The organism is Amycolatopsis sp. WQ 127309, from assembly GCF_023023025.1.
In the GTDB taxonomy this organism is placed as follows: domain Bacteria; phylum Actinomycetota; class Actinomycetes; order Mycobacteriales; family Pseudonocardiaceae; genus Amycolatopsis.
This window is the reverse complement of the sequence record NZ_CP095481.1, coordinates 6,302,006-6,321,336: the sequence shown is the minus strand read 5'-3', so window position 1 is coordinate 6,321,336 and position 19,331 is coordinate 6,302,006. Positions and strand designations below refer to the sequence as shown.

Below are 19,331 nucleotides of genomic sequence, written 5' to 3'. Positions count from 1 at the left end.
CCACCTCGTCATTCGGGGAGCGTGTACCGGCGGAACCAGGCCGCGGCCGCGCGCAGGGGGACGTCGATCGGCGCGAGCGCCGGGTACCAGGCCTTCTCCCACTCCAGGGAGATCCAGCCCGACCACGAACGCAGGAGTTCGCCGCACTCGGAGAGCGGGATCGCGCCGTCGCCCGGCGGCACCGGGGTCGGGTCGTCGCGGCCCACGGCGTCCTTGACCTGGAAGTAGCCGAGGTAGCGGCCCAGCACCTCGCGGGTGACGGCCGGTTCCTCGCCGGCGCGCCACGGGTGCACCGCGTCCCACAGGACGGCGACCAGGTCCGGGTCGCCGAACGGCTCGACGACCGCCAGGGCCGCGGCGCCGGTGGGACGCGAGTCGTGCGTTTCGAGCAGCAGGCGCACCCCGGAGTCACGCAGGTCGTCGAGGACGGCTTCGATCCGGGACCGCGCGTCGCCGTCGCCGCCCGGGAAGACGCGCACGGCCGGCGCGCCGATCCGGTGCGCCAGCTCGATCAGCGCGCGCAGCTCGCCGACCACCGGCCCGTCGGGGCCGGGGCGGCAGACCTTCGCGTACCCGGCCAGGCACGCGACGGCGAGCCCTTGACCGGAGAGAAGAGAACGGAGGTCGTCGACGGCCCGGCCCGGCAGTCCCAAGTGGACTTCCTCGCTCGCGTGCACCCGCAGCTCCAGACCTTCGCACCCGTGTGCCGACGCCGTACTCGCGGCCTCGCGCACCGGGATGCCCGGCATGCCCAGCGTGCTCACGGCGAACCGCCAGCCCATCGACGACCTCCTTCGCTCAGCCTCCTTTGTAAGCGCTTACAGTGTTGTGTGTCAAGCGTTTCACGTCCCGTCGATCAGCCGGACGGCGATGTCCGGGCTGAACGTCCCCGCCGGCACCGTCGGCGCGATGCCGCACTGGCCGTCGGAAACACCGGGCGTCTTCACCCACAGGAGCATCTCCGCGCCGCCGCCGGCCTGGGCGGTGACGCCGAGCTTGCGCCCGGCCGGGTTGCACCAGTTCCCGTTGGAGCCGTTGGCGTTGCGGCTGGTGTCGATGACGAACTGCGCGCTGCCGCCCACCCCCGACTTCACGGAGTTGGCGTAACTGATCGACTGGCTGGTCGTGTAGTAGTTCGACACGTTCACCGAGAAGCCGCGGACGTTGGCCACCCCGGCGGCCTTCAGGCGGCTCGCCATGGTCGCCGCCGCCACCCAGCCGGCGTTGCCGCCGTCGAGGTAGGCGTAGGTGTTCGGCGCCTTCTGCTTGAACATCTGCGTCGCGTACGTGAGCATCGTGTTCCGGTCGGCGATCTGCGCGCTGCTCATGCAGTCGAAGTCACCGAGGGCGTCCGGCTCGATGACCACGACCGCCGGGTGGGTCCCGACACCGGCCGCGAAGCTCGAGATCCACGTCTTGTACGCGCCGAGACTCCCGGCTCCCCCGCCGGATTCGCCGCCACACGCGTCACGGCCGGGCAGGTTGTACGCCACCAGCACCGGCAGCTTGTCGTGGCTGTCGGCGGCGCTGACGTAACTCGCCACCGACGTGCCGATGGCGCTGTCGTTGCCGAACCACTTCGCGATCGGCTTCGACGCGATCGACGCGTTGATCTTCGAGGCTCGCGAGTCACTCGAGTGCGACGCCACCCACTGGGCGGGCGCCGAACCCGTGTTGACGTAGAAGCCACTGGTCAGGTCGAGCGGACTGGCGGCGTTCGCGGGCACCGCGGTGCCGACGAGCAAGAGCGCCGACACCGCGATGACGCGGGCTGTCCACCGCATTGTGGACCTCCTTGTTTTCGATGGGTTTACTTACCGGCGGCGAACGCCGCGATCCAGGCGAGTGACGAGTTCCAGTTGATCGCCGTCTCGTTCGTGGAGTACGAGAAGATGTCGTCGATGTAGCACTTCGCGGGCGCGCAGCCGGGCAGGTTCTGCTGGGCGACCGGGTCCTGCAGCCCGCTGTTCGGGCCGCCGGCCAGCGAGCCCGGCGGCGGGGCCGGCAGCTTCGGGTCGAGCTGGTGGGCCCAGATCCGGCCGTGTTCGTTGGTGCTGGCCCGCTCGCCATAGCCGGTGACGAACGACTGGTTCAGCCCGTTGCGGCCGAGCAGGTAGTCCATCGACTCGAGGACGGCGTCGCGGTACCCCTGACGGTGCGTCAGGTCGTACGCCGTCGCGATCACCAAGGCGTTGTTGGTGGTGGAGCTGGTCGAGCCCCACGGGTAGGCCGCGTCCTTGAACGGGTTCGGGTAACCCTGCGAGTCGACGTTGCGGACGTACTGGTCGGCGACGTTCAGCACCCGCTGCCGGGCACCCAGGACGCGATCCAGGGGGAAGCGCCACGGGAGGCGGGCGATCGTGAGGTCGGTCAACGCGCCGGTGTCGCGCCACGAGAACCCGTCGGCGGTGATCCGGCCGGTCATGGACTTCAGGTAGGTCCGGTCGCCGGTCGTGGCGTACAGCTCCGTCGCGGCCCAGGAGAACTCGTCGGTGACGTTCGTGTCGTCGTACGCCCCGCCGCCGACGCTGTCCTCGTCGGGCGCGTAGATCGCCGGGTGGGCGAGCGCGGCCTGCCACGCCGTCTTGGCCGCGGCCAGGCACTTCGCCGCGAACGCGCGGTCGTAGGGCTGCCAGACGCGGGCGCACTGGGCGGCCGCGGCGGCCAGGTTGAGCGTCGCCGCGGTGGACGGCGGGTGGAGGTAACGCGGCTGCGCGTCGGCTTGGGGCTGGGTCGGCAGCGCGGTCCAGGCGAGGTCGTGGATCTTGTGGTGGGCCATGCCCGCGAGGGGCTGCCCGGCCGGGACCTGCATCTTCAGCAGGAACTCGACCTCCCAGCGTGACTCGTCGAGCACGTCGGGGACGCGGTTGCCCGCTTCGGGCACCTTCAGCAGGCCGTCTTTCAGGTTCGCCCAGTCCCCTGTGGACAGCGAGCGCTCGTAGCTGTCCATGAGCTGCCACGCGGCGAGCGCGCCGTTGACGACGTACTTGCCCTGGTCGCCGGCGTCGTACCAGCCGCCGCTGACGTCGAGGGAGTAGTCGCAGGTGCCGGGCAGGCAGGGCACGGAGGTGTCGCCCTTGTTGGGCGCGACGCCGAGGTGCCCGGCCGGGCGCGCGTAGGCGTCACCGGCGTAGGCAGCGTCGATCGGGGTGCCGCTGCGGACGAGGTAGAAGTACTCCAGCGAGTCCTTGCGCAGGCCGTCGTACGGGTTGCGCGCGATGTCGAACGGCGCGCTGACGGCGGTGCCGACCGCGAGGGTGTAGCCGGTCCCTTCCTTGCGGTAGTCGCCGAAGTCCGCGATGTGCACGTGGTCGCCGGACGCGGCGTCGTCGCCCCGCACCTGGGTCCGGCCCTTCTTCACGACTTTGCCCGCGCTGTCGCGAAGTTCCCACGGCACCGGCTTCGCCGAAGCATCCACAATGGACGCCTCCTTCGGCCCGGTCGTCGCGTAGCCGACCTGGTTCACCCGCACGGGTGAGCCGTAGTCCTTGCCGCCGCCCGGCGCGATGGCGCCGCCGGTGAGCGAGACGTCGTCGACGCAGAACGTGTACGGCTTGGTGGCGCCGCCGAACTGGAAGTTCACCTGGCCGCGGAGGGTGGACAGGCTGGAGTTGCCGGTGAAGGTGAACGTCTTCGGGGTGCTCGTGACGGCGGCGGTCTTCGAGAACATCGTCGTGCTCGGGGCGACCGCGAGGCCGAGGCCGGCGCGGATCGTGACGTCGGCGGTGGCCGTCGCGGTGAATCGCAGCGTGTACGGCTGGCCCGCTTCGAGCGGGATGTCGTTCTCGCCGAGCATCGAGTCCCACGGGTTGACCGTGCCGGCGGGGACGTCGGCGCAGAGGCGGCCGGCGTCCACTCGGGACGGTGTGGTCCCGCTGCTCCACCAGGGGGCCTTGGTGGTGTCGAACGTGCCGTTGAGCACGCGTTCGTACGGTGCGTCGGCGTGTGCGGCCGGGGCCAGCGACACGACGAGCACGACGGGCAAACAGGCCGCGAGCAGCCTGGGTCTTACGGACATACCGGTTCTCCTGGGGATCGAGCGGGGATCGGAGGAGCCGGCACGCCACAGCGTCAATGCGGGATGGTGCGCTCCGGGCGGCCGGTGTGTCAACCGTCGCGGGGTCTTGACAGATGCCTCTTCACAACCGCGCCAACTCCGGGTTACAGTCCTGTAAGCGCTTCCAATTCTGGCGCAAGCCAGCCAGCGTCTCACCGGCACAGCCGCAGCGTCGCAGCAGGTGAAGGTGTTTTCACAAAGTCGTGATGAAGGCCGTACGGACTGTTAGCGGTTCCGGAATCGGCCTCGTAAGTGGAGGTTTCATGCCTGCCAGACTCAGGCGAACACTGCTGGCCACCGCCATGGCCGCCACCCTCGTCACCGCCGCGGCCTGCGGCGGAGCGAGCGACGATCAGCAGAGCGCGTCCGGCCCGGTCACCCTCGTGGTGAAGACGTTCAGCCAGTTCGGCTACGACGCCCTGTACAAGCAGTACGAGGCGAGCCACCCCGGTGTCACCATCAAGGAGGAGAACATCGGGAAGCTGGGCGACTACTCGCCCAAGCTGCAGCAGTGGATGACCGCGGGCTCCGGCGCCGGCGACGTCGTGGCGCTCGAAGAGGGCATCATCAGCCAGTACGTCGCGAAGCCGGACAAGTTCGTCAACCTCCTCGACAAGGGTGCGGACTCCCTCAAGCCGGACTACCTGGACTGGAAGTGGAACCAGGCCCTGACCGCCGACGGCAAGACGCTGATCGGGCTCGGCACCGACATCGGCGCCCAGGGGATGTGCTACCGCAAGGACCTGTTCCAGAAAGCCGGGCTGCCCACCGACCGCGAGCAGGTCGGTGCTCTGTGGCCGACCTGGGACGCCTACCTGGCCACAGGAAAGCGCTTTCTCACCGCGAACACCGGCGCGAAGTTCTACGACTCCTCCAGCGGCATGTACCAGAACATCCTGATGCAGCAGGGTGATCACACGTACTACGACAAGGCCAACAATTTCGTCGCGGACAGCAACCCCGCCGTGCGCAGCGCCTACGACCAGACCGTCGGGATGATCCAGGGCGGCCTGTCGGCCAACCTCGACCAGTACAGCCCGCAGTGGAACGCCGGGTTCAAGAAGGGCACGTTCGCCACCATCGCGTGCCCGTCGTGGATGCTGGCGACCATCCAGAAGCAGGCCGGCCCGGAGAACGCCGACAAGTGGGACGTCGCCAAGGTGCCGGGCAACGGCGCGGTGCGTGGCGGCTCGTTCCTCGCGGTGCCGAAGCAGAGCAAGCACCAGGACCAGGCCGTCGAGCTGGTGAAGTTCCTGACCAGCGCCAAGGGTCAGATCGGCGCGTTCCAGGCCAAGGGCAACTTCCCGTCGTCGCCGCAGGCCATCGACGACCCGGTCGTGCAGGGGCTGACCAACGCCTACTTCGGCGGCGCGCCGGTCGGGAAGATCTTCGGCGCCAGCGCGAAGGCCGTGAAGCCGGTGTACCTCGGCCCGGCGAACGTCGCCATCGGCGACCGGTTCACCAACGCGCTGCTCGCCGTCGAGCAAGGCAAGCTCCAGCCGGACGAGGCGTGGGCGAAAGCCATCGACGAAGCCAAGCGCCTGGTCAAGTAGCCCGCCGGGCGGGCGCACGCGATCAGTCCGTGCGCCCGCCCGGCCTCCATTAAGGACACCCCAGTTGGTCACCCAGCAACGGCCCCGCGCGGCCGCGAAACCCCCGGCGCCGCCGCGTCCGCGGGAACGCGGCAGCCTGCTGTCCCGGTGGGACCTCAAGGCCTCGCCGTACCTCTACATCGCTCCGTTCTTCCTCCTCTTCGCGGTCTTCGGCCTGTTCCCGCTGCTTTACACGGCGTGGGTCTCGCTGCACGACTGGGACCTGGGCGGGGACGGCGGCTTCATCGGCCTCGACAACTACGCCACTCTCTTCGGCGACCCGGACTTCTGGAACGCCGTCGTCAACACCCTCGGCATGCTGGTGCTGGCCACCGTGCCGCAGCTGCTGCTCGCGCTGGTCGTGGCCGCGCTGCTGAACCAGCAGCTGCGGGCCCGGCTCCTGCTGCGGATGGGCGTGCTGCTGCCGATCGTCACGTCGGTGGCCGCGGTCGGCATCGTGTTCAGCCAGATCTTCGACCGCGACGCGGGCATGGTCAACGGCCTGCTCCACCTCGTCGGCGTCGCCCCCGTCGACTGGCGGGCCGACAAGTGGTCGTCCTGGATCGCCATCTCGACCATGGTCGACTGGCGCTGGACCGGCTACAACTCGCTGATCTACCTGGCCGCGATGCAGTCGATCCCGCGTGAGCTCTACGAAGCGGCCACGGTCGACGGCGCGTCCAAGATCCGCCAGTTCCGCAGCATCACGGTGCCGATGATCCGCCCGGCGATCGTGTTCACGGTGATCATGTCGACCATCGCCGGCATGCAGCTGTTCACCGAGCCGCTGATCTTCGGCCAGGGCACCTACGCCATCTCCGGCGGCTCCCTGCGCCAGTTCCAGACCGTGTCGATGTACATGTTCGAGAAGGCCTTCCGCGACGCCGACCTCGGGTACGGCTCGGCCATCGCGTGGATGATCTTCCTGCTCATCACCATCCTCGCGGTCGTCAACTTCCTCATCACCCGGAGGTCGTCGAAGTGATGCGGAAGACTTCTCCCCTGGTCTACGTCACGCTGCTGGCCGGGATCGCGCTTTCGGCGTTCCCGCTGTACTGGCTGTTCGTGGTCGCCACCCGGACCAACGACATCGTCGGCGACTGGCCGCCACCGCTGCTGCCCGGGGGCAACCTCTTCGGCAACATCGGCCGGCTGTTCTCCGCGGAGGACGCGAACTTCCTGCTGGGCATGGCGAACTCGGCGATCGCGTCGGTGGTCGTCACCGTCTGCGTCGTGTTCTTCAGCACCCTGGCCGGGTTCGCCTTCGCCAAGCTGCGCTTCCGCGGCCGCAACGGGCTGCTGGTGGTCATCCTCGGGACGATGATGATCCCGGTGCAGATGGGCATCATCCCGCTGTACATGATCATGGTGCAGCTGGGCTGGCAGAACCGGCTGCAGGCGGTCATCGTGCCGTTCCTCGTATCCGCGTTCGGCGTGTTCATGATGCGGCAGTACGCCGAGCGCTCGGTGCCGGACGAGCTGATCGAGGCCGCGCGCATCGACGGCTGCTCGACGTTCCGGATCTACCTCACGGTCGTGCTGCCCGCGCTGCGGCCGGGCGCGTCGGTGCTGGCGCTGTTCACCTTCATGAGCACCTGGAACGAGTTCCTCTGGCCGATCGCGGTGCTGGAGAACGACAACCCGACCGTGCAGTTCTCCCTGAACCAGCTGTCCACGAGCTACTACACCGACTACACGCTGATGTTCGCGGGCGCGCTCGTCGCCTGCGTCCCGCTGCTGCTGGTCTTCCTGGCCTTCGGCAAGCAGATCATCGGCGGCATCATGGAAGGAGCGGTCAAGGCGTGAGCACGTTCGAACCCGGTTTTCTCTGGGGCGCGGCGACGTCGAGCTACCAGATCGAGGGCGCGACGGCCGAGGACGGGCGGGGTCCGTCCATCTGGGACACCTTCGCCGCGACCCCGGGCAAGGTCGACCGCGGCGACACCGGCGACGTCGCCGCCGACCACTACCACCGCTACCGCGACGACGTCGCGCTCATGCAGGACCTCGGCCTCGGCGCGTACCGGTTCTCGATCGCCTGGCCGCGGATCCAGCCGGCCGGGTCCGGCGCGGCCGAGCCGCGCGGCCTCGACTTCTACCGGCGACTTGTCGACACGCTGCTGGAGCGGGGTATCCAGCCGTGGCCGACGCTCTACCACTGGGACCTGCCCCAGCCCCTGGAAGACGCCGGTGGCTGGCCGAACCGCGACACCGCGCAGCGGTTCGCCGAGTACGCGGCGATCGTGCACGACGCGCTCGCCGACCGCGTCACCCACTGGACGACGCTGAACGAGCCGTGGTGCTCGGCGTTCCTGGGCTACGCCACCGGACGGCACGCGCCGGGCCGGCAGGAGCCCGGCGCCGCCGTGCGCGCCGCCCACCACCTGCTGCTGGGCCACGGCCTCGCCGCGGAAGCCATGCCGGGCAGCACGGTCGGCCTCACGCTCAACCTGACCGAGGTCACCCCGGCGACCCGCGGCACGCCCGACGTCGACGCGGCCCGCCGGATCGACGGCATGCAGAACCGGCTGTTCCTCGACCCGGTGCTGCTCGGCGACTACCCGGCCGACGTCCAGTCGGACCTGGCCGGCGTCACGTCGTTCGACCACGTGCTCCCGGGCGACCTGAAGACCATCTCGGCGCCGCTGGACTTCCTCGGCGTCAACTACTACTCCCCCATGCTCGTCGCCGGCGGCGGCGCGCCCCGGCCGTCGGCCTACGTCGGCTCGGACCGGGTCGCCCAGGTCGACGGCGGCCACCCCCGGACCTCGATCGGCTGGGAGATCGACGCGGGCGGCCTGCTGGCCGTGCTGACCCGGCTGAAGCGGGACTACCCGGCCATTCCGCTGTACGTCACGGAAAACGGCGCGGCGTTCGACGAACCCGTGCACGACCGGGCGCGGGTGACCTATCTGGACGGTCACCTGCGGGCCTGCGCGGCCGCGATCGACCGAGGGGTGCCGCTCAAGGGGTACTTCGCGTGGTCGCTGCTCGACAATTTCGAGTGGTCCTTCGGGTACGCGCAGCGGTTCGGGCTCGTGCACGTCGACTACGAGACGCAGGAGCGCACGCTCAAGAACAGCGCCCGCTGGTACGCCGCCGTCATCGCCCGGCACGGCCTGTGAGCGCTCACACCCTTGTTAAGCTGACTGTCCGATCGATCTGGGGGAGGCGAGCACGATGAGCAACCGGCCGTCGACGCTCGAGGAAGTGGCGCGCCTGGCCGGGGTGTCCACCGGCACCGTGTCCCGGGTGATCAACAACGCCCCGCACGTCAGCACGAAGTCGCGCGAAGCCGTGCAACGCGCGATCGAAGAGCTCGGGTACGTGCCGAACACCGCGGCCCGGTCGCTGGCCACGGCGCGGCGAGGCGCGGTGGTGCTGGCCATCTCCAGCGACGACCCGGCGTTGTTCGCCAACCAGTTCTTCGCCGAGGTGATCGCCGGGGTCAACGCCGTCATCGAGGAGACCGACCTCCAGCTGATGCTGGTGCTCGCGGCGTCCGAACGCGGCCGCTCGCGGCTGACGCGGATCCTGCAGTCGCGCGCCGCCGACGGCATCATGCTGCTGGCGCTGCGGGAGAACGACCCGCTGTCGAAGATCGCCGACGAGGGCCAGGTGCCGGTGGTGCACGGCGGGCGCTCGCTCGACCGCACTCCCCCGCACTACGTCGACGCCGACAACCGCGGCGGCGCCCGGCAGGCCGTGGAGTACCTGGTTTCGCTCGGGCGGCAGCGGATAGCGACGATCACCGGGCAGACCGACCAGCACGCCGGCGTCAACCGGTACCTCGGGTTCCGGGAGGCGCTCGCGCTGGCCGGGCTGCCCGACGACCGCGTCGCGCACGGCGACTTCAGCGAAGCCAGCGGCGTCGAGGGGATGACGCGGCTGCTCGACGAGCACCCGGATCTCGACGCCGTGTTCGTCGCGTCCGACGCGATGGCGGCCGGGGCGCTGAAGGTGCTGCGCTCGCACGGGCGCTCGGTGCCCGACGACGTCGCGGTGGTCGGGTTCAACGACATCGTCACCGCGCAGCACACGCACCCCGCGCTGACCACGGTCCGGCAGCCGATCGAGGCGCTGGGCCGGGAGATGACGCGGATGCTGGTGCGGCTGATCGACGGCGAGAAGCCGACGTCGCTGATCCTGCCGACCGAGCTGGTGGTCCGCGAGTCCGCCTGAGCGCGTCATCCGGCGGTCACGTCCAGGGGGTCGAAGCCGATCCGGACGGTGAAGCCGTCCGGCCAGCGGATCTCTTCTTCGGTGACGGCCAGGTCTGCGGCCTCGGTGCCGAGCACCGCGTGGGCGATGAAGACCGCCGTGCCCTCGGCGGGACCGGTGAGCCGGGTCAAGGTCACGGAGGGGACGTACGCGGTGCCGTGCGGCGCGCGGACCTCGTCCTGACCGGTCCAGCCGCTCAGGGGGCGGAGGACGGACTCGCCGGGAGCGGTGGCCCAGCCGGTCTGCTCGGCGGTCGCTCCCGGCGGGCCGCCGACCACCCGGTGCACCCGCACCTCGTCGTGCCCGCGCACCACGGTGACGCTCTCGACCCGCAACCCCGGTACGGCCGCCGTCGTGAAGATCGGGCGGTGCCAGGACGCGGCCCAGCCCCAGCCGTCGCCTTGTCCCGCACCGAGCGGGTGGATCCGGCGGCGGACGCTGCGCACTCCCCCGACGACGACGGCGAAGTGGTTGTCGGCCGCGTTGTCCTTGGCCGTGGGGCCGGTGTGGGTGGAGTAGGCGAAGCGGCCGTAGTGCGGGTCGTCGCCGTCGGCCGACTCGGCTTCGTGGGGCCTCAGGTGGTCGCTGCCGTGGTTGTGCAGCCGGACGACGCCGTCCGCCTTCTGCAGCAGGAAGCCCGGTGCGGGCTCCGCGCGTACCGTGTCCGCGTCGTCCGATTCCTCTGTGGACGTCCACAGTGGATGATCGGCCGGGGCGAGCAGGCAGACGAAGGCCTTCGACGCCCAGTACGGCGAGCCCGGGCCGGAGTAGAACTGCGTGGTCGGCGCGTGCGGGCCGTGCCAGCCGAGGCTCAGGAGGCCGTTGTCATCGACGGCGCCGCGGTCGAGGAAGTACTTGAGCGCGCCGCTGAGCAGCCGTCGTGACACGCCGGGCCGCAGCGGGGTGTCGCCGGTGACCGCGCCGAGGCCGACCGCCGACGCGGCGGCGAAGCGGTAGGTCAGGGACCGTCCGAAGTGGAGCGGGGCGCCGTCGGCGGCGAACCACAGCTTGAAGCCTTCCAGGTGCTCGTACAGCCGGCCGCCGTGGCGGGGCGGTTCTCCGGCGAGGTGGGCGTCGAGGACCGGGTAGAGGTGCAGGGCCCAGCCGTTGTAGTGGTCGAACGCGCGGCCGTCGCCGTCGGCGTACCAGCCGTCGCCGCGGTACCAGCCCTCCAGGAGCTCCAGCGCGCGGTCGCGGGCCCGCGCGGTCTCGGCGTCGCCGCGGCCGACGTCGTCGAGGAAACCGGCGACGGTGAACGGGAACAGGTACCAGTTGTTCGGTGCCGGGACGTGCCGCAGTGCGCCGCGCAGCCAGGCTTCGACGCGGTCCTGGACGTCTTCGCCGAGGTGGTCCCAGAGCCACGGGCGCGTCAGGCGGAGGCCGAGGGCGACGGACGCGGACTCGACCATCGGCTGCCCGGCGACGTCGTGGCCGAGGATGACCGGCCACGACTCGGCGTCGTCGCGGCCGGGGGTGCGGGTGCCCGCGTCGAGGCCTTCGGCGTAGCGCTCCAGCCAGTTGTGCGGGTCACCGCCCCCGGCCACGCGGAAGCCGGCGGCGAGGAAGGTGCGAGCGAAGCCTTCGAGCCCGTCCGAGCGGACGCCGCTGGCCGACGCGGGTCCCGGCAGGTCGAGCCGGGCTTTCCGGGGGCTCGCCCAGCGCCACGCGGCGTCGAGGAGGCCGTCCGCGGCGGCGACCCAGTGGTCGCGCGTGTAGCCGGTGTGCGGGCTCAGTTCGCGGTCCTCAGGCGGCAGCTTCACGCGATCAACCCCATCCGGTCGCGGTGCAGCGGGTGGGCGAAGCCGTCGCCGGCCGCCCAGCGCGTGACCTCGGCGACGGCCAGCGCGGCCAGCCGGCCCATCTCGTTGCCCTGCGAGCCCGCCAGGTGGGGGGTGATCAGCACGTGGGGGTCGTCCCAGAGCGGGTGCGCGGGCGGCAGGACCTCGGGGTCGGTGACGTCGAGGATCGCGCGGAGCCGCCCGGCGCCGGTGGCCTCGGCGAGGGCGTCCTGGTCGAGGACGGCGCCGCGGGCGGTGTTGATCAGCACGGCGTCCGGGCGCATCGAGCCGATCAGCCCCCGGCTGACCAGGCCGCGGGTTTCGGGCAGCAGGGGTGTGTGGACGCTGACGACGTCACTGCGCGCGAACAGCTCGGCCAGGCCCACCCGCTCGGCTCCCTCCACTTCGGTCACATAGGGATCATGCACCAGTATCCGCAGGTCGTGGGGGCGCAGCAGGTCGATCACCCGGCGGCCGATCATCGACGCGGAGAGGATGCCGACCGTCCGGCGGTAGTTGCCGACGTCCCGGAGCCAGTCGTCGCGGGTCCGGTTTTCCCGGTATTCGCGGGCGCGTTCGAGCACGCGTTTGCCCGACAGCAGGATCATCGCGAGGGTGTATTCGGCGACGGGCACGGCGTTGGCCGCGGCCGCCGACGTCACCTCGATGCCGCGGTCCCAGCACGCCTCGGTGACGTGCGCGCGGACCGACCCGGCGGTGTGCACGATCGCGCGCAGCTTCGGGGCGGCGGCGAGCGCGGCGGCGTCCAGCGGCGGGCAGCCCCAGCCGGTGACCAGCAGTTCGACGTCCCGCAGCGGGTCGCCCGCGAAGTCGTCGATCACGCCGTCGGTCAGGTCCACGAGGCCGCGCAGCTCGGTCAGGGTTTCGTCGTCGAGGACGGCGTGGGCCGCGTCCCGGCTCATCGCGAGGGCGGCGCGGATCACTTGACGGATCCCGCGGTGAGCCCGGAACGCCAGAAGCGTTGCAGGAGAACAAAAGCCAGCAGCAGGGGGAGGACGGCCAGGAGTGAGCCCATGATGACGACCGGGTAGTACTCGGGCGACACGGTGGCCGAGCTGTTCCAGGTGTAGAGGCCGAGGCTGACCGGGTAGAGCTTCTGGTTCGAGAGCATGACCATGGGCAGGAAGAAGTTGTTCCAGATCGCGGTGAGCTGGAAGAGGAACACCGTGACCACGCCGGGTCCGAGCATCCGCAGCGCGACGCGGAAGTACGTCTTCAGCTCGCCGGCGCCGTCGATGCGGGCGGCTTCGAGAACCTCGTCCGGGACGTACCCCTGGCTGAACACGCGGCCGAGGTAGACGCCGAACGGATTGAACAGCACCGGCACGAACACCGCCCACGGCGTGTCGACGAGCCCGGTGCCCGAGGCGATCAGGTACAGCGGCAGCGCGAGCACGGTCTGCGGCACCATCACCGCGGCGAGCACCAGGCCGAAGAGCTTTTCCTTGTGCTTGAAGCGGTACTTGTCGAAGGCGTACCCGCAGGCGATGCTGATCAGCGAGCTGAGCGCGCCGCCGACGACGGCGTAGAAGAGGCTGTTGGCGTACCAGCGGCCGTAGATCCCCTTGTCCGTCGCGAAGAGGTCTTTGAGGTTGTCCAGCGGCGAAAACCCGTTCAGGGACAACAGATCGCTGCCGAAGAGCGCGTCGCCGTTCTTGGCCGCGGCGAGGACGAGCCACAGCACCGGCAGGAGCGTGTAGAGCACGGAGATCCCGACGACGGTGTTGACGGCCGTGCGGCTGAGCAGCTTCACGGCTTCACCTCCCGGGTGCGGTTGGTCCAGCGCGTCACGCCGTAGGACAGCGCGATCGTGCAGGCGAGGAGGATCACGGACGCGGCCGCGGCGAGGCCGTAGTTGTTGCGGGTGAACGCGGCGTCGTAGATGTACATGCTCGGCGAGAAGCGCGCGGTGATCACCGGCGTGGACTGCGACAGCAGCATCGGCTCGGTGAACAGCTGCAGCGACCAGATGAGCGTGAACAGCACGACCATCACGACGCTCGAACGGATCAGCGGCGTCTTGATCCGCAGCGCGGTGCGCACCGGCCCGGCGCCGTCGACCACGGCGGCTTCGAGCACTTCGCGCGGCACGGCTTGGAGGGCGGCGTAGAAGACGACGACGTTGTAGCCGAGGTTGCTCCACAGGGCGATGTTCACGATCGCCGGGAGGACGGCGTGAAAGCCGAGGAAGTCGACGGTGAGCCCGGCCTTGCCGAGCAGGTCGACGACCGGGCTGAGGCCGGGGGTGTAGAGGTAGAGCCAGATGATCGCGGCGATGATCCCGGGCACGGCGTGCGGCAGGAAGAGCCCGAGCCGCGCGAGCGACGTGAGCCGCGCGGCGGCGGAGTCGAGCAGCAGCGCGAGCCCGAGCGACGCGACGACCAGCAGCGGCAGGTAGATCAGGCAGTAGAGGGCGATGACGCCGAGTCCACTGAGGAAGGTGGGATCGGTGAGCACGGCGAGGTAGCTGCGCAGGCCCACGAAGACGGTGTGTTCGGGGCCGAACCCGAGCCCGGGTTCGTCGGCGCCGAAGAAGCTCAGCCACACGGCGGTCCCGACGGGGATGAGGAAGACGACGAGGAGGAGCACGAAGAAGGGCGCCATGAGGATCGCGGCCGCGGACCGCTCTTTGTCGCGTCGGCGCGGGGTTGCGGTCTTCGCGGGCGGCTTGGCCGGGCGGGTGAGAGTGGCGGTCATCGACGACCTCCGGTCGCTCGGGCCCGGTCGCCGCCGGGCCCGAGCTCCGCGAGACGGCTCACCTGCGGCTGCTCGCCGCGCTTGAAGTCCGTGAATGCCACATTGAGGGACATAGTGTCCGTGAATGTGGCATTCACGGACTTCGGGAGGACGGCGGTGGGCGGGCAGCTGTCGGGCGTCGTGCGCGTGCGCGTGGTCATCGGGAACCCCCTCAGCTTTCGTGCTCGGTGGTGGCCAAGCCCAGGGCTGTCAGGTCCGGCATCGTCGCCTTCTGGGCGTCGCGGACCGCGTCCAGCACTGTGCCTTGGCCGGCGCCCGCTCGGGCGAAGCCGTCTTGCAGGACTCGTTGGGTTGCGCTCATCCGGGGGCCCCAGAGCCAGCCGTCGCGGATGAGGTGGGCCTGGTCGTCGAACAGGCGGTAGATGTCCTGGCCTCCGTAGTAGCTGCGGTCGAACGCTTTGCCGCCCACCTCGACCAGGGCCGGTGCCGCCGGGTACTGGCTGCTCGTGCCGCTCGACAGGCGCGCTCGCAAGGCGTCCGGGTGGGAGACCTGCCACTCGATGAACTCCATCGCCGCCTCCGGGTTCGCGCTGTCCTTGGTGATGGCGAACGTCGAGCCGCCGTGGGTGCCGACCGCCGGGTGGGCCGGGTCCCACTGCGGCAGCGGTGCGATCGCCCACTTGCCCTTCTGGCCGGGGCGCGCCTTCATCTGCGCGCCCGCGTCCCACGCGCCGCTGAGCCGGGCCACGACCAGGCCCTGCCCGATCTGCGCGTCGCTCTGGCGGCTCAGCGACGCGTTGGTGAAGACCAGGCCGTCCTCGATCAGGCCCTGCCAGTACGCCGAGACGCGCCGGGTCGCGGCGTCGGCGAGCGAGACGTTCCACGCGCCCGCCGACGTGTCGAACCAGCGCGCTCCGGCCTGCCAGGCGAACGCGGCGAACTGCAGGGCGCCGTCGGTCGGGAACAGCGCGATCCGGCGGCGGCCGTCGCGGATCCGGCGGGCCGCCGCGGCGAACTCGTCCCACGTGCGGGGAACCGGCCCACCGAACAGGTCCGAGCGGTAGTGCAGCATCATCGGCTCGACGTCCAAGGGCACGGTGAACACCCGGCCGGCGAACGTCGTCAGCCGCAACGCCTGCGGCAGCAGCTTCGCGCGGAGGCGGTCGCTCACCAGGTCCGTGATGTCGCGGGCGACGCCGTCGATCGCGAAGCCGGGCACCTGCGGGTACTCGATCGTGGCGACGTCGGGGGCGTTGCCGGCGCGGGCGGCGTTGCTCAGCTTCGCGTAACCGCCCTGGTCGCCGGACGGGATCTGCTGGAAGTCGACGCGGATGCGGTTCTGCGTGCGGTTGAACGCGTCGACGACCTGCTGGCTGCCGCGCAGCGCCGACCAGAACGTGATCCGGGCCGGGCCGCCGGAACCACCGGGCGCCGAGCACGCGGCCGCCAGGGGCAGGGCCAGGCCCGCGGCCAGCACGGCTCGGCGGCTTGCAGGCATCGTCGCCTCCTGTGGTGCGTTACGGGGACGCCCACAGTCTGATCACCTGAACGTTTTTCGGTCAATAATTCCGCTCAACTCGGTCAAACGATCGCGTTGAGCCGCGCACCTTCAGCTCGGGCAGCACCGCGACCTGACGCGCCGGCCCGGCGCCCGCTTCGAGCCGCTCGAGCAGCAGCCCGGCCGCGAGCCGGCCCACTTCGGCCTTGGCCGGCGCCACCGCGGTCAGCGGCGGGCTCCCCAGCGCCGCGACGACGTCGTCGTAGGCCACGACCGAGCAGTCCCGCGGCACGGCGATGCCGGCCTCGGCCAGCTGCCGGACCAGCATCAGCGCGTCGACGTCGCCGTGCATGACCACCCCGGACGTCCCGCGCTCGCGCACGACGTCGGCCAGCGAGGGCCCGGCGGCGACGGCGGCCGGGTCGGCGCCCGCGTCCGGCGCGCTGAGCACCGCGGCCGCGTCCTCGACCTGCGGCCGCGCGGCGCAGATCTCGGCGAAGGCGGCGCGCAGCGCCCGCGCCGTCGGGCTGTCGTCACGCGCGGCCAGCACCAGCCGCCGGTGCCCGAGCGCGACCAGGTGCGCCACCGCGAGGTGCATGCCGAACCAGTGGTCCGTGCACACCGAATCCCGCGCGTGCAGGGCACTTCCCCGGCGGGGACGGCGTTCCAGCAGGACCACGGGCACCTCGACGCCGGCCAGCCAGCCGTCGTCCGCGGCTTCGGCCGCGACGGTGCGCCAGCGCGGCGCGATCAGCAGGCCGCGGACGTCGTCGCCGGCGAGCGCACGTTCGACGATCGGCCGCTCCGCCCCCGCGACCTGCGGCGCCGGGTGCAGCACGATCCGCGTGCCGGCCTCCTCCAGCGCTTCGCGGGCGCCGTGGACGACCTCGTTGAGGTAGGCGTGCCGCTCGGGCACGACCAGCGCGACGACGCCGGTGCCCCGCTCCCCCGGCACCGGCGCCCGCCGCACCGGCACCAGCGACCGCGCGACGCCGTGACCGCGGCGAAGCCGGCCTTCGCGGGCGAGGTCTTCGACGTCCCGGCGGGCCGTGATGACCGAGACCTCCAGCTCGGCGGCGAGGTCGGTGACCCGCACCTCGCCGCGCGCCTCGACCACGGCCAGGACCCGCTGCCGCCGGTCCGCACCCGTCTCCCGCATCACGCCACCCTGCTTGCTCGTTTGACCGTTTGATCGAGCATAGCGATCAAACGGCTTACGAGTCGACGGCGCCGAGCATCCGGAAGCCGTGGTCGACGACCTTCTCGAACGGCGTGCCCGGCCGGACGGCCGCGAGCCGGAACGCCGTCTCGAGCACGCCGAGCGTGAGGTCGGCGACCAGCGGCGCGACGACGTCCAGGTCGGCCGCGCCGGCCAGCCGCCCGCGGACGTGCGTCTCGAGCTCGCTCAGCCACCTGATGCGGTTTTCGTAGGCCTGGCCGAGGACCACGCGGGAGCTGACCATGATCCGGGTGTAGGCGGCCGCGTGCGCGAGCGCTTCGGCGTCCATCCCCGCCAGGTAGGCCGACACCGCGGCGTGCAGGCCGGCGAGCAACGGCTTGTTTTCCTTGTCCAGCAAGGCGAAGAACGCTTCGCGCCGCTCGGCGTCGTCCGCGGCGAGGACGTCCTCCTTGGCCGTGAAGTAGCGGAAGAAGCTGGCCCGGGAGACGTCGGCGCGCCGCGCGATGTCCTCGACCGTGGTGGCCTCGAAGCCCTGGGTGGTGAAGAGGTCGAACGCGGCCCGGCGGAGGGCCTGCTTCGCGATGGTCTTCTTGCGCTCGCGCAAGCCGACCGCCGGGACGTCGCCGGACGAGCTTCCAGTCGGCATGCCGGAAGCCTACCGACGCGCCGGCGTTTCCCCGGTGACGCAAGAAAGAATTGGCGTAAAAGAAAAGTCCCGCTTCCGCTCGGCGAAGGCTGAGGGGGAGTCGCCTGCGAGCGGAAGCGGGAGTTCGAAGCCGGTACGGGGGTCGCCTCGCGGCGAGTGGCGCGACACGGCTCCGGCGGACCGGACTTCCGTGAAGGCTGGGGGTGAGGCCCGGGGACCCACCCGTACCGACACTCCTTACAACGTCAGGGAGAACGCGGTGTTCCGCGCCGCACGGTGACGTGCGGCACTAGCGCCGGGGTTTGCCCGGTGCACCCCCGGGTATTCCGGTGACCACGCCGAACGAAAGAGCTCCCTTGTCCATGTTGACCGTCCTGTTCGGCGTCGCCGGGCTGCTCGCGCTCGCCGCCGCGGTGCTGCCGAAGCTGGTCGCCGAACGGCCGTTCTCGACCCCGCTCGTGATGCTCGTCGCCGGCATCGGCCTCGGGCTCCTCCCCCTGCCCGCGCCCTACGGCGGCGGCTGGACCGACCCGACCGCGCACCTGGAGAGCGTCGAATCGTTCGCCCAGCTGGGCATCCTGGCGTCCCTGGCCGGCGCCGGGCTGTCCGTGGACCGCCCGTTCGGGTTCCGCGCCTGGGCGTCGACCTGGCGGCTGCTCGGGATCACGATGCCCGCCATGATCGTCGTGGTCGCGGTGCTCGGCTGGTGGTGGCTGGCGCTGCCCGCCGGCGCCGCGCTGCTGCTCGGCTCGGTGCTCGCGCCGACCGACCCGGTGCTGGCCGGGGACGTCGGGGTGCCGTCACCGGACGTCGAGCCGGGTCTGGCGCGGGACAACGAGATCCGGTTCACCCTGACCACCGAAGCCGGGCTCAACGACGGGCTCACGATGCCGTTCGTCCTGCTGGCCCTCGCGCTCGCCGGGCAACGCGCGGGCGTCGACCTGCGGTGGATCCTGGTCGACCTCGTGCTGCCGGTCGCGGTCGGCGTGCTCGTCGGGCTGGCCGCCGGCTGGGTGCTGGGCTGGGCGATGTTCCGGGCGCCGTCGTCGCGGCTGCGGCTGGCCGAGTACGCCGACGGGCTCGTGCTGCTCGCCCTGGCGTTCCTGCCGTACGCGGTCGCGGAACTGGTGCACGGCAACGGGTTCGTCGCGGTCTTCGTGGCCGCCGTCGCGGTGCGGACGCAGGAGCGGTCCCACGAGTACCACGGCGTGCTGCACTCGTTCGGCCGGCAGCTGGAACGGCTCTTCGTCGCGATCGCGCTGCTCGGTCTCGGCCTGGCCATCGGCGACGGGCTGCTGCAGGGCATCACGGTCGTCGAGGTGGTGCTGACGGTGGTCGCGGTCCTGGTGGTCCGGCCGGTGCTCGGCTGGCTGTCGCTGCTCGGCTCGTCGGCCGGGCGGCACGCCTCCCCCGCCATCGCGTTCTTCGGCGTGCGCGGGATCGGCACGCTGTTCTACCTCGCCTACGCCCTCGACCGGTTCCCGGTGCCGCGGCCGGACGTCCTGTGGCGGATCGGCGCCCTCGCCGTCGCGCTGTCGGTGGTGGTGCACGGCATCCTCGCCGAACCGGCGATCCGCCGGATCGAGTCCCTCGGCGGCCACCTCCCGGTCGGCTGACGCTCGTTTGTCCCCGGCTCCCGCG

At 71.1% G+C, this 19,331-nt stretch carries 16 protein-coding genes; 6 read left to right on the top strand and 10 right to left on the bottom strand.

All coding sequences use genetic code 11. The features are described 5' to 3' along the window. Window positions 1-8: 8 nt before the first annotated feature. From MUY22_RS28870 to MUY22_RS28860, 3 genes are read right to left on the bottom strand one after another with little or no spacing between them, the layout of a single operon-like run. On the bottom strand, window positions 9-782 hold the full coding sequence (locus MUY22_RS28870) for a sugar phosphate isomerase/epimerase (protein ID WP_247049704.1): 774 nt from the start codon (window positions 780-782) through the stop codon (window positions 9-11). A 60-nt stretch (window positions 783-842) separates the two neighbouring features. Next, window positions 843-1,784 (bottom strand): glycoside hydrolase family 6 protein, encoded by a 942-nt coding sequence (locus MUY22_RS28865; RefSeq protein WP_247049702.1) that lies wholly within the window; start codon window positions 1,782-1,784, stop codon window positions 843-845. 26 nt (window positions 1,785-1,810) lie between these two features. Continuing rightward, on the bottom strand, window positions 1,811-4,018 hold the full coding sequence (locus MUY22_RS28860) for a glycoside hydrolase family 9 protein (protein ID WP_247049701.1): 2,208 nt from the start codon (window positions 4,016-4,018) through the stop codon (window positions 1,811-1,813). Between the two features lie 302 nt (window positions 4,019-4,320). Between MUY22_RS28860 and MUY22_RS28855 the strand changes: the two genes are divergently transcribed. The 5 genes from MUY22_RS28855 to MUY22_RS28835 all read left to right on the top strand — a co-directional run bounded on the left by MUY22_RS28855 (window position 4,321) and on the right by MUY22_RS28835 (window position 9,831). Further along, the gene (locus tag MUY22_RS28855; protein WP_247049699.1) at window positions 4,321-5,610 is read left to right on the top strand and encodes an ABC transporter substrate-binding protein; all 1,290 of its coding nucleotides are present in this window, start codon (window positions 4,321-4,323) and stop codon (window positions 5,608-5,610) included. Between the two features lie 64 nt (window positions 5,611-5,674). Then, on the top strand, window positions 5,675-6,634 hold the full coding sequence (locus MUY22_RS28850; RefSeq protein ID WP_247049697.1) for a carbohydrate ABC transporter permease: 960 nt from the start codon (window positions 5,675-5,677) through the stop codon (window positions 6,632-6,634). Beyond that, window positions 6,634-7,455 (top strand): carbohydrate ABC transporter permease, encoded by an 822-nt coding sequence (locus MUY22_RS28845; protein WP_247049695.1) that lies wholly within the window; start codon window positions 6,634-6,636, stop codon window positions 7,453-7,455. The genes MUY22_RS28850 and MUY22_RS28845 overlap by 1 nt, the downstream gene beginning before the upstream one ends. Next, on the top strand, window positions 7,452-8,774 hold the full coding sequence (locus MUY22_RS28840) for a GH1 family beta-glucosidase (protein WP_247049693.1): 1,323 nt from the start codon (window positions 7,452-7,454) through the stop codon (window positions 8,772-8,774). The genes MUY22_RS28845 and MUY22_RS28840 overlap by 4 nt, the downstream gene beginning before the upstream one ends. Before the next feature lie 55 nt (window positions 8,775-8,829). After that, window positions 8,830-9,831 carry a LacI family DNA-binding transcriptional regulator gene (locus MUY22_RS28835; RefSeq protein ID WP_247049691.1) on the top strand — a complete coding sequence of 334 codons (1,002 nt, stop codon included), beginning with the start codon at window positions 8,830-8,832 and terminating at the stop codon, window positions 9,829-9,831. A gap of 5 nt (window positions 9,832-9,836) precedes the next feature. On the opposite strand, the gene MUY22_RS28830 is transcribed toward MUY22_RS28835, so the two are convergent. The 7 genes from MUY22_RS28830 to MUY22_RS28800 all read right to left on the bottom strand — a co-directional run bounded on the left by MUY22_RS28830 (window position 9,837) and on the right by MUY22_RS28800 (window position 17,690). Then, entirely contained in the window at window positions 9,837-11,630 is a 1,794-nt protein-coding gene (locus MUY22_RS28830) for a DUF2264 domain-containing protein (RefSeq protein ID WP_247049689.1), read from the bottom strand. Continuing rightward, the gene (locus tag MUY22_RS28825; RefSeq protein WP_247049687.1) at window positions 11,627-12,592 is read right to left on the bottom strand and encodes a hydroxyacid dehydrogenase; all 966 of its coding nucleotides are present in this window, start codon (window positions 12,590-12,592) and stop codon (window positions 11,627-11,629) included. Before MUY22_RS28825 ends, MUY22_RS28830 begins: the two co-directional genes overlap by 4 nt. Continuing rightward, on the bottom strand, window positions 12,589-13,422 hold the full coding sequence (locus MUY22_RS28820; RefSeq protein WP_247049685.1) for a carbohydrate ABC transporter permease: 834 nt from the start codon (window positions 13,420-13,422) through the stop codon (window positions 12,589-12,591). Before MUY22_RS28820 ends, MUY22_RS28825 begins: the two co-directional genes overlap by 4 nt. Further along, window positions 13,419-14,366, bottom strand: a complete 948-nt coding sequence (locus MUY22_RS28815) for a carbohydrate ABC transporter permease (RefSeq protein ID WP_247049683.1) — start codon at window positions 14,364-14,366, stop codon at window positions 13,419-13,421. The genes MUY22_RS28820 and MUY22_RS28815 overlap by 4 nt, the downstream gene beginning before the upstream one ends. 211 nt (window positions 14,367-14,577) lie before the next feature. Then, window positions 14,578-15,864: an ABC transporter substrate-binding protein gene (locus MUY22_RS28810; protein WP_247049681.1), complete on the bottom strand. Its 1,287-nt coding sequence runs from the start codon at window positions 15,862-15,864 to the stop codon at window positions 14,578-14,580. Between the two features lie 61 nt (window positions 15,865-15,925). Continuing rightward, window positions 15,926-17,023: a substrate-binding domain-containing protein gene (locus tag MUY22_RS28805; RefSeq protein ID WP_247064181.1), complete on the bottom strand. Its 1,098-nt coding sequence runs from the start codon at window positions 17,021-17,023 to the stop codon at window positions 15,926-15,928. Between the two features lie 55 nt (window positions 17,024-17,078). After that, window positions 17,079-17,690 (bottom strand): TetR/AcrR family transcriptional regulator, encoded by a 612-nt coding sequence (locus MUY22_RS28800; protein WP_247049679.1) that lies wholly within the window; start codon window positions 17,688-17,690, stop codon window positions 17,079-17,081. A 362-nt stretch (window positions 17,691-18,052) separates the two neighbouring features. Here MUY22_RS28800 and MUY22_RS28795 point away from each other — a divergent pair, with 362 nt between their 5' ends. Continuing rightward, on the top strand, window positions 18,053-19,306 hold the full coding sequence (locus tag MUY22_RS28795; RefSeq protein ID WP_247064179.1) for a cation:proton antiporter: 1,254 nt from the start codon (window positions 18,053-18,055) through the stop codon (window positions 19,304-19,306). The last annotated feature ends 25 nt before the right edge of the window (window positions 19,307-19,331 follow it).